The sequence below is a fragment of the Nonomuraea sp. NPDC050404 genome (genome assembly GCF_040655495.1).
GTDB lineage: Bacteria > Actinomycetota > Actinomycetes > Streptosporangiales > Streptosporangiaceae > Nonomuraea.
On sequence record NZ_JBFAKB010000071.1, the window covers coordinates 1 to 7,524 of the forward strand.

7 protein-coding genes and 1 pseudogene are annotated in these 7,524 nt (G+C 65.8%); all 8 read right to left on the reverse strand.

The window, feature by feature from the left end; translation table 11 throughout:
* Positions 1-81: 81 nt before the first annotated feature.
* Positions 82-1,275 (reverse strand): IS30 family transposase, encoded by a 1,194-nt coding sequence (locus tag AB0I81_RS63645; protein ID WP_360680568.1) that lies wholly within the window; start codon positions 1,273-1,275, stop codon positions 82-84.
* A gap of 102 nt (positions 1,276-1,377) precedes the next feature.
* Positions 1,378-2,046, reverse strand: a complete 669-nt coding sequence (locus AB0I81_RS63650; RefSeq protein WP_360680570.1) for a DUF2637 domain-containing protein — start codon at positions 2,044-2,046, stop codon at positions 1,378-1,380.
* Between the two features lie 18 nt (positions 2,047-2,064).
* On the reverse strand, positions 2,065-3,354 hold the full coding sequence (locus tag AB0I81_RS63655; protein WP_360680573.1) for a recombinase family protein: 1,290 nt from the start codon (positions 3,352-3,354) through the stop codon (positions 2,065-2,067).
* Between the two features lie 21 nt (positions 3,355-3,375).
* Positions 3,376-3,777, reverse strand: coding sequence for a hypothetical protein (locus tag AB0I81_RS63660; RefSeq protein ID WP_360680576.1), 402 nt, complete (start codon positions 3,775-3,777; stop codon positions 3,376-3,378).
* Positions 3,778-3,994: 217 nt separating this feature from the next.
* Positions 3,995-5,031: pseudogene (locus AB0I81_RS63665) on the reverse strand (site-specific DNA-methyltransferase).
* 225 nt (positions 5,032-5,256) lie between these two features.
* Positions 5,257-6,237 (reverse strand): CU044_5270 family protein, encoded by a 981-nt coding sequence (locus AB0I81_RS63670; protein WP_360680578.1) that lies wholly within the window; start codon positions 6,235-6,237, stop codon positions 5,257-5,259.
* Positions 6,234-6,905: an RNA polymerase sigma factor gene (locus AB0I81_RS63675; protein ID WP_360680581.1), complete on the reverse strand. Its 672-nt coding sequence runs from the start codon at positions 6,903-6,905 to the stop codon at positions 6,234-6,236. The genes AB0I81_RS63670 and AB0I81_RS63675 overlap by 4 nt, the downstream gene beginning before the upstream one ends.
* A 101-nt stretch (positions 6,906-7,006) precedes the next feature.
* Positions 7,007-7,306, reverse strand: a complete 300-nt coding sequence (locus AB0I81_RS63680; RefSeq protein ID WP_360680584.1) for a hypothetical protein — start codon at positions 7,304-7,306, stop codon at positions 7,007-7,009.
* Positions 7,307-7,524 lie beyond the last annotated feature (218 nt).

The window sequence follows — 7,524 nt, forward strand, 5'->3', positions numbered from 1 at the left end:
CTCCTGTTCACCGGTCAACAGCCCAATCATGACCACACCCCGGCACTCTTCAGACCCGAGCCCGGACACCAAATCCCTTTGTCAGCAGGCTCTTAGATTCAAAGAGTCAAGGCAACCACATTGGGCCGGGGTTCGGTAGCCGAGGCACTTGCGGGGGCGGTTGTTCAGTCGGGCGGCCAGGGCATCGAGGTCGGCTTGGTCGTACAGGCTCAGATCGATGCCTTTCGGTAAGTACTGCCGGATCAGTTTGTTCGTGTTCTCGTTCGTGCCCCGCTGCCACGGGCTGCGCGGTGCCGCGAAGAAGACGTCGACGCCGGTCGCTTCGGTCAGCAGCCGGTGACCGGCGAGTTCCATACCGCGATCCCAGGTCAAAGTGCTGCGCAGGCGAGCATCCATCCGTGAGAACGCCTGCTGCAGGGCAAGGATGACCGTCGTGGTGTGACGGCTGGGTAACGCGACCATGGTCAGGTAGCGGGACTTGCGGTCGACCAGCGTCGCGACCTGGCTGTTCTTGGCTCCGACGATGAGATCGCCTTCGAGGTGGCCGAGCTCGGTTCGGGCGTTGGCTGCCTCAGGCCGTTCCTCGATCGGCCGTGCCCCGGCGATCTGGGAACGCCACTGGCCCTTGATCGTGTTCTTCTTGTTCTTGCAGATGGGACGGTGGGTGCGCAGCTTTATGCACAGCTCACGCGGGATCAGCTTCCAGCGGGTCGTGTAGATCGCGCGGTAGATGCTTTCGTGGCTGATCCGCATGAGCAGGTTGCCGGCGTGCATCAGCCGCAGATGTCCCACGATCTGTTCCGGGGGCCACTCGTTGTCGAGTAGTTCGATCACCAGCTGGCGCAATACCGGGTTGTTCTGTAGGGCGGACGGTTCCGGGCGACGTGCCTGGCCTTGAGCGCGTTGCTCGGCGGCGAGCGCACGGTACTTCCCCCGACCGCCGTTGCGGGCGACCTCCCGGCTCACTGTGGATGCCGGGCGGCCGATCGACACGGCGATCGAACGTAGTGAGGCTCCAGCCTCAAGGCCGCGAGAGATCGATTCCCGCTCCTCGGCGCTCAACCGGTCGGCCCGGCGCACCCGCTCGACCGGCGCGATGCCGCCATGATGCTTCAGCACCGTGAAAGCCGACCCCGGAGGCTTGCCCAGTGCCCGGGAGATCACGCTGATGGAGTCACCAGCGCGCCACCGCCGCCACAAATCCTCTTTCATCGCATCCGACATTCCCGGCCGACCCATCCGAGCCACGATCCACCCATCCAGACGTCTCGTCACGTACCTACCTTTTCCAGACTTCTGTCAGCTTGTGTAGCCGCCTGTCCGGAATCTGCTGGGCACCTCAGATCCCGAGAGTCGTGTCTCTTGGTGCCTCATCAGTCATACGAGAGTGGATTGATCGTGGTCCGCAAGCTTTTCCTCGAGGCCTATCCGCTTGATCCAGCGGCCCCATCGAGCACTCCGCGCGAACTGCTCAGCGATGACCCTGCCCGATGGAAGAGTCCCATCGGGCAGGCGATGCGCCAAGGCCCACTGCCAGGCCGTTCGGCGTAGATCTCCTGCTCCGCAGCTTTCAGGATTCGCCGCCCCTGAGGAATCGTGGTCATTCTCATGAACCGATTCCTTCAACTCCGCCGTATCGACCTGCTCAACAGCAGGCTCCTCGGCAGAAGCTTGGCGGATTTGAGACATCAGCAGCTCGTAGCTGCCGATCAAGGCGGCACTCGGCCAAGCCGCGATGATGCGTCCGATCAGGCTCGGTTCGGCTACAGCGATGTTCGCCCCGAGGCTGGCCAGACTGCCGATCATCAACATGATCCATGCCAGAGCACCGCCACGCGAACCGTACCGGTTGGCCAGGAGGATGGACATCGAGGCGACGACGATCGCGCCGTCCACCGCGAGCGGGATGAGCACCGCTGCCAGGTGATCCTCACCGTGCCGCAGACACAGCTCGTGCATGTGCCGGAACGACACGACCGCCGCGATGCCCGCGAGAAGGAGAACCCCCGTGATCGTCGTACGCCGGATGCGGCGCACGGCCCCCATATTTGGCTCCATCGCTGTTTAGCCCTCCCGACCTGGGAGAACGAGCGTGGTGGAGGCGCTGAAGGGCATGTACGTATCGAGTATGTCCGGCCTCGGACACGCACTTTGGTACACGCTGGGCCTCGCTTCGACTGTGACAACCCTCTTCGAGGGGTCATAGACGAGGTGGAGGCCCATTTGTTTGTAGAGGTCGTTCCTATCGACCGGATCGGCCTTCCTGAGGATCTTGGGGAACTCGGCCATCGCCGGAACCATCTCTTTGAGCTCCTTCTCTGTGATCTCACGCTTCCTGTTGATCGCCCGCAGGCGTCCTTCGGCCTGCATGCGTTCGGCTCGGGTTTCGGCCATCCACCTGCCGACCTCCTGCGGATCGCCTCCCGCGTCGAGGGTCGCCCTGTAGCGGGTCATCCGCTGATCGCAGTCGGCGATCGCCTTTCGGGCGGCTTCGATGACGATGAGGTCCATCTCGTTGCTCTGAGCGTCCAGGAGAGCCTGGACGGTCTCTCTCAGGGCGGCCGGGGCGAAGATCCGACCGAGCCACGGATCCAGCTCCGCGACGATGTGGTCCTCGCGGACGTAGACGGTGCGTGGGTGCTCGATCTTGTTCGCCAAGGCATACTCGACGGGGAACTTGCACCGATAGTTGGCCCGGTCGTTGTTCCAGGTGCCTTCCATCCGCCGCTCGCACACTCCGCAGTGGATCAGATGCCGCAGGACGTACGGGCGCGGCGTCCTGCGGGGCTTGCGCTGGGTTGCCGGCCGCCCTTTGGCCGACAGCAGCGCCTGCGCCTTCTCGAACGTCTCGGCATCGATGAGCGGCTCGTGGACGATCGCCTCCGACCAGACCCACTGCTCTTCGGAATTCCACTTCAACTTGGTCACGTGCCCCTGGGTGACGTCGTTGACGTCGAGAAGTTCCTCCTGCTTGCGCTGCTTGTTCCAGACCTGGCGACCCGTGTAGCGCGCGTTGAGGAGGATCGCTCGAACGGCGGACTTCGACCAAGCGATACCCGAGCGGTGTCGATTGCGAGCTCTGTCGTAGGCGGACGGGCAAGGCATCCCATCCCTGGTCAACCCTTCGGCGATCAGGTAGAGACCTTGCCCCCGAACGAACTCTTCGAAGATCCGTGTCACGTTGGAAGCCGTCAGTGGGTCGGGCTCCAGACGGTGGAGCCGTTTGCCATCGGCTGCCTTGCTCGGGTTGGGATGAGGTCCCGCATCTGCCAATCGGTAGCCGTACGGCGGACGCCCGCCCAGAAATCGGCCCTCGATCTTGGCCTGCGCCTCCATGGTGGTGCGGACGCGCATTTTATGCGGTTGCGCTCACCCTTACTGATGCCGCCGAACATCAGCATGATCAGCTCGTGAGCTTCGTTGGTGGGATCTATCGCCCCACCGACCTCGGGCACCCACAGAGGCACCCCCGTAGTGATTGAAGAGCTCGAAGGTGTTGCCGAACTGGTTGCCGTAGAAGGCCCGTTGAGGCTCACCGACCACGACGGCGTCGAACCCCCGGTTGGGGTCGCGAAGCTCGTCGAGCAGCGCCGCTGCCTCAGGTCTCCGCTGCGGCGGGATCGATCGTGACTTGTCGATGTCGAAGAACTCCGCGACGATCACACCGCCACGAGGCTCGATCAGGGCTCGCGACCGTGACAGTTGCCAGTTCCTGGATGATGTTGGGTCCTGATTGTCCTCGGTGGACACTCGCCCCCAGAAGGCGAACGGGATCATTCAGTCTTCCTCGCTTCCTGCTGACGTTCCTGTCAGCGTGTCGTTACCTGCCAGGAGAATCCGCAGGAGCACACGAGCCGCTCCTGCGCTCAGGGACGGGCCTGTCTCCGGAACCTCCACCCGCAGTTCCTGCCGGTGTCGGTGCCCGCCTGTGGGCCCTGCAGGGTACGCCTCTGAACCGGTTGCCAGAGGCCCTGAGCAGGCCCTTTGTATCTGGTCAGACACCCTGGCCCCCTGCCCCGAGGAGACGCATGGGTGCCAGGTCGCAGTAGGCAACGTTGAGTTCGATGCCGGAGAAGGTGCGGCCGAGTTGCCGGGCGGCAATGCCGGTCGTGCCGCTGCCCATGAACGGGTCCAGACCTTGCCGCCTGGGCGGCAGCCGGCGGCAATGGCCCTGAGCGGGATGTCGATCGGGAAGGCCGCGAAGTGCGCCGCCCGTAGTGGGCGGGTAGAGATCGACCAGACGTCTCCAGGGTTCTTGCCGTCCGGGTGAGCGGCGGCATGCCGTCTACCTGTGGGACACATTGCCGCCCCGTAGCGGGGGCCTGCCACGTCGCCGTACTTGCCGGGTGGCGGCCAGGCGGTGGCAATGCTGTTCGGCTTGTTGCCGCCCGAACGACTCCTCCTGCTGATCGGGCGGTCCCCGGTGTACGGCTCCCGGATCGGGTCCAGGTCGAACCGGTAGTGCCGCTCTTTGACCAACAGGAAGATCAGCTCGTAGCGGTTGGACAGCCTGTCTCGGACGGACTGCGGCATCGCGTTCGGCTTGTGCCAGACGATCGCGTTGCGCAGGATCCAGCCGTCGTCCTGTAGCGCGAAAGCCACCCGCCAAGGCATGCCGAGCAGGTTCTTCGGCGGCACCGACTGGCGGGCCTTGGGGCGTACGAGCGGCTGGCGGTGGTGGTAGTCGACTCCGCGGGCGCAGCCGTCGGAGTTGGCGGCGTAGACGTCACCCAGGTTGAGCCAGCAGGTGCCGTCGTCCGCCAGGACCCTGCGAGCCTCCGCGAAGGTGTCCCGCAGGGTGTCCACGTACGCCCAGATCGTAGGTTCCTGGCCGTACTGACCGTCGCAGTAGTGCCGCAGCCCCCAGTACGGCGGGCTGGTGACAATGCAGTCCACGGAAGCTGCGGGCGGTCGAGCTCGTCGACGCCGCCGGTCACCGCGCGCAGCATGTTCCGTTCGGCACGATCGGCGCCACGTACGTTCTGCTCGTGATGGGACAGCAAACCCTGTGACACGATATTCGGCACCCACAGGTGCGCGTCGCCGTCTTCTACACCCAAGATCTACACCCGGTCACTCGTCCCGCTCGCCACGGCCGATCAACCTCAAGCGCCGCCCGAACTCCGGGCAGCGCTCAAGACCATCACCCCGCACGTCGACGACTACGCCGCCCAGGCTCGACTTCCTCGGGGGTCGTGAAACTTGACACAAACCCACAGAAATCCGCGACCAAAGATCGCTAGACCACTTGACCGGCTACGAGGCGGCCGGGGTCGGTGACGGTACGTCCCCCGCGTTGTCGACGATGCCGGCGGACACCCGTGCCGTCGAGGTGACCACCTCGCCCACGGGCAGCCGGCTGTAGGTGGTGGGCGTCTTGGCCCCGCCGACGTACACGCGGCGCGCCCCGAGCAGGTCGAAGGTGGTCGGGTCGATGATGACTTCCTGACGGATGTAGTCTCCGTCATCGCCCTGCGTGTAGATCGCCAGGCCCTCCCTGTCCAGCAGGTCGCGCACCTTCTCCACGCCGACCTCGCCCGTCTGTGACAGGACGGTGTAGAGAGCGGCTCGCAGGCGCGGCGCCGGAGCGCCTTCCTGCAGGATGCTCAGAATCTGTCGCGATACCGCCCGCTCTTCGGGCAGCGGGATCACCTTCGTGTCCTGCTTGAGGCGTTCAAGCAGAGCGGGCGGCTCCAGCGGGAGCGAGCGCAGATAGGCCGGGTCGAACCGCAGGCGGGGATCCTCCCCTCCGCGCCGCCGCTCGATCTTCTCGCTGCCTTCGGTCCGCCTGGCTCTCTCCTTGCCGTCTCCCCGAGTCCACATCTCGGTGGTCCGCCTGCCTCCGCCGTCCAATGGCGCCAGCTTGGTTGTGGCGTAGTTGTCCCATTTGACGTAGACCCACTGGTCGGCTCGCGGGTAGACGTCCGGCTGATTGGCCGCGGCCGCCGTCGCCCGCTTGGCCAGGGTCTCCGCGTTCGCCACCGGCTGCCATGCCTGGCCGGCGACTTCCTTCCCTCGGTCTTCCGTACCGAGGCTCTGCGTCACGATGACGCCCGTCGTGATCGCGATGCCGAGTACGCCCGCGGTGGCCGCACGCAGCACCGTGCGCCGAACGCGGCGGGCCTGCGGCTCAGGGGCCATCGCGGCCAGCATCCGCCGCCGGGCGCGCGGCAGGTCGCTCGCTTCGCTGTGCCGCACCTCTGACCGCATGTCGCGGACCAGGTCCAAGTCGTTCATCGGGTCTCCTCGATCATGTCGGTGGGGTTGCTGCCGCCCAGGGCTCGGACAATCTTGTGGCGGGCGCGGGACAGCCGGGACCGCACGGTGCCGACGGGCACGTTCAGCGCCTGCGCCGTCTCCTCGTAGCTGAGGTCGCCCCAGGAGATCAGCAGCAGGACGTCGCGCTGGCCCTTGCCCAGCTCGGCCAGCGCGGCCGCCAGCGATTTCCGGGTCTCCGAGGCGGAGACCCGGGCGACCACCCGCTCGTCGAAGGCCACCGCCACGGGGTCTTCCCCGGTCGCGGCGAGGACCCGGTATCCGCGGGTCTCCGCCCTTCGGTGGGTGCCGATGATGTTCGTGGTGATGCCGTACAGCCAGGGCAGGGCGTCCGGGCGATCCAGGGCGTACTTGTGCCGCTTCTCGAAGGCCCTGGCGAACGTCTCGGCCACCACGTCCTCCGCCTGGTCGGGACCGAGGCGTCGTACGGCGTAGCGGTGCAGGACGGCGGCGTGCCGTTCGAACAGCTCGGCGAAGCGCTCCGGCTCGTTCAGCGATGCCTTGATGATCGTCGAGTCGGGGACCTGCGATATTGCCGGATCAGGTAGTCCGGGCGGTCCTGAATCGTCCGCCAGAAAGTAGGCCGGCGGACCGTGCAGGGTCGGATTCTGGTGTGGGGTGGATGTCACGACTGTATTTATCCGTGCTCGGAAGAAGGGTTCCATCCGGGGTTCGTGTCGGCGACGTCACGCTCTGACAGCTTGTGAATAGCCGATATCGGCCACTTCGCTCATGCTACGGTCTGCCCCGCCTGCCGTACGCTGCGCCAAAGCTCCAGCAGTCCGGCCGCGCGCCCGGGTCTTCGCAGGAGGAACAGACGATGGCGACACCGATGAGGGCTCGCTCTCAGCAAGAGGTGTCTTATCCTGGCAGGCGGCCCTTGGGCGCTTCCTTGATGGTCGAGGGCGGGCAGGTAGCCCATCTGCGCGGCGTCGGCTCGCGACAGGTGCGCGGATAGGGCGTCGGCCAGGTGGGGCAGGCCGAGTTTGGTGGCGGTGGCGCGGATGCGGGTGGTGACCAGCTCGCTCACGGTGGTGTCCTTCAGCTCGCGGTGGTGGGTGTGGTGAACGGGCCGGTGCCGGTGATCTGGGCGGCGTCGGCGCGGGCCACGCTGCGCATGGGCGAGGCGGCGAACGGTGCCTGCGCGTCGTAACAGTGAACCTATTTCAGGCTCACGCGGCTTGGGCAGCGCGATGGTTCTGAAGGACGGCGATGGCCTTACAGAGGTGGCCGGCCTTTGACGGGCTG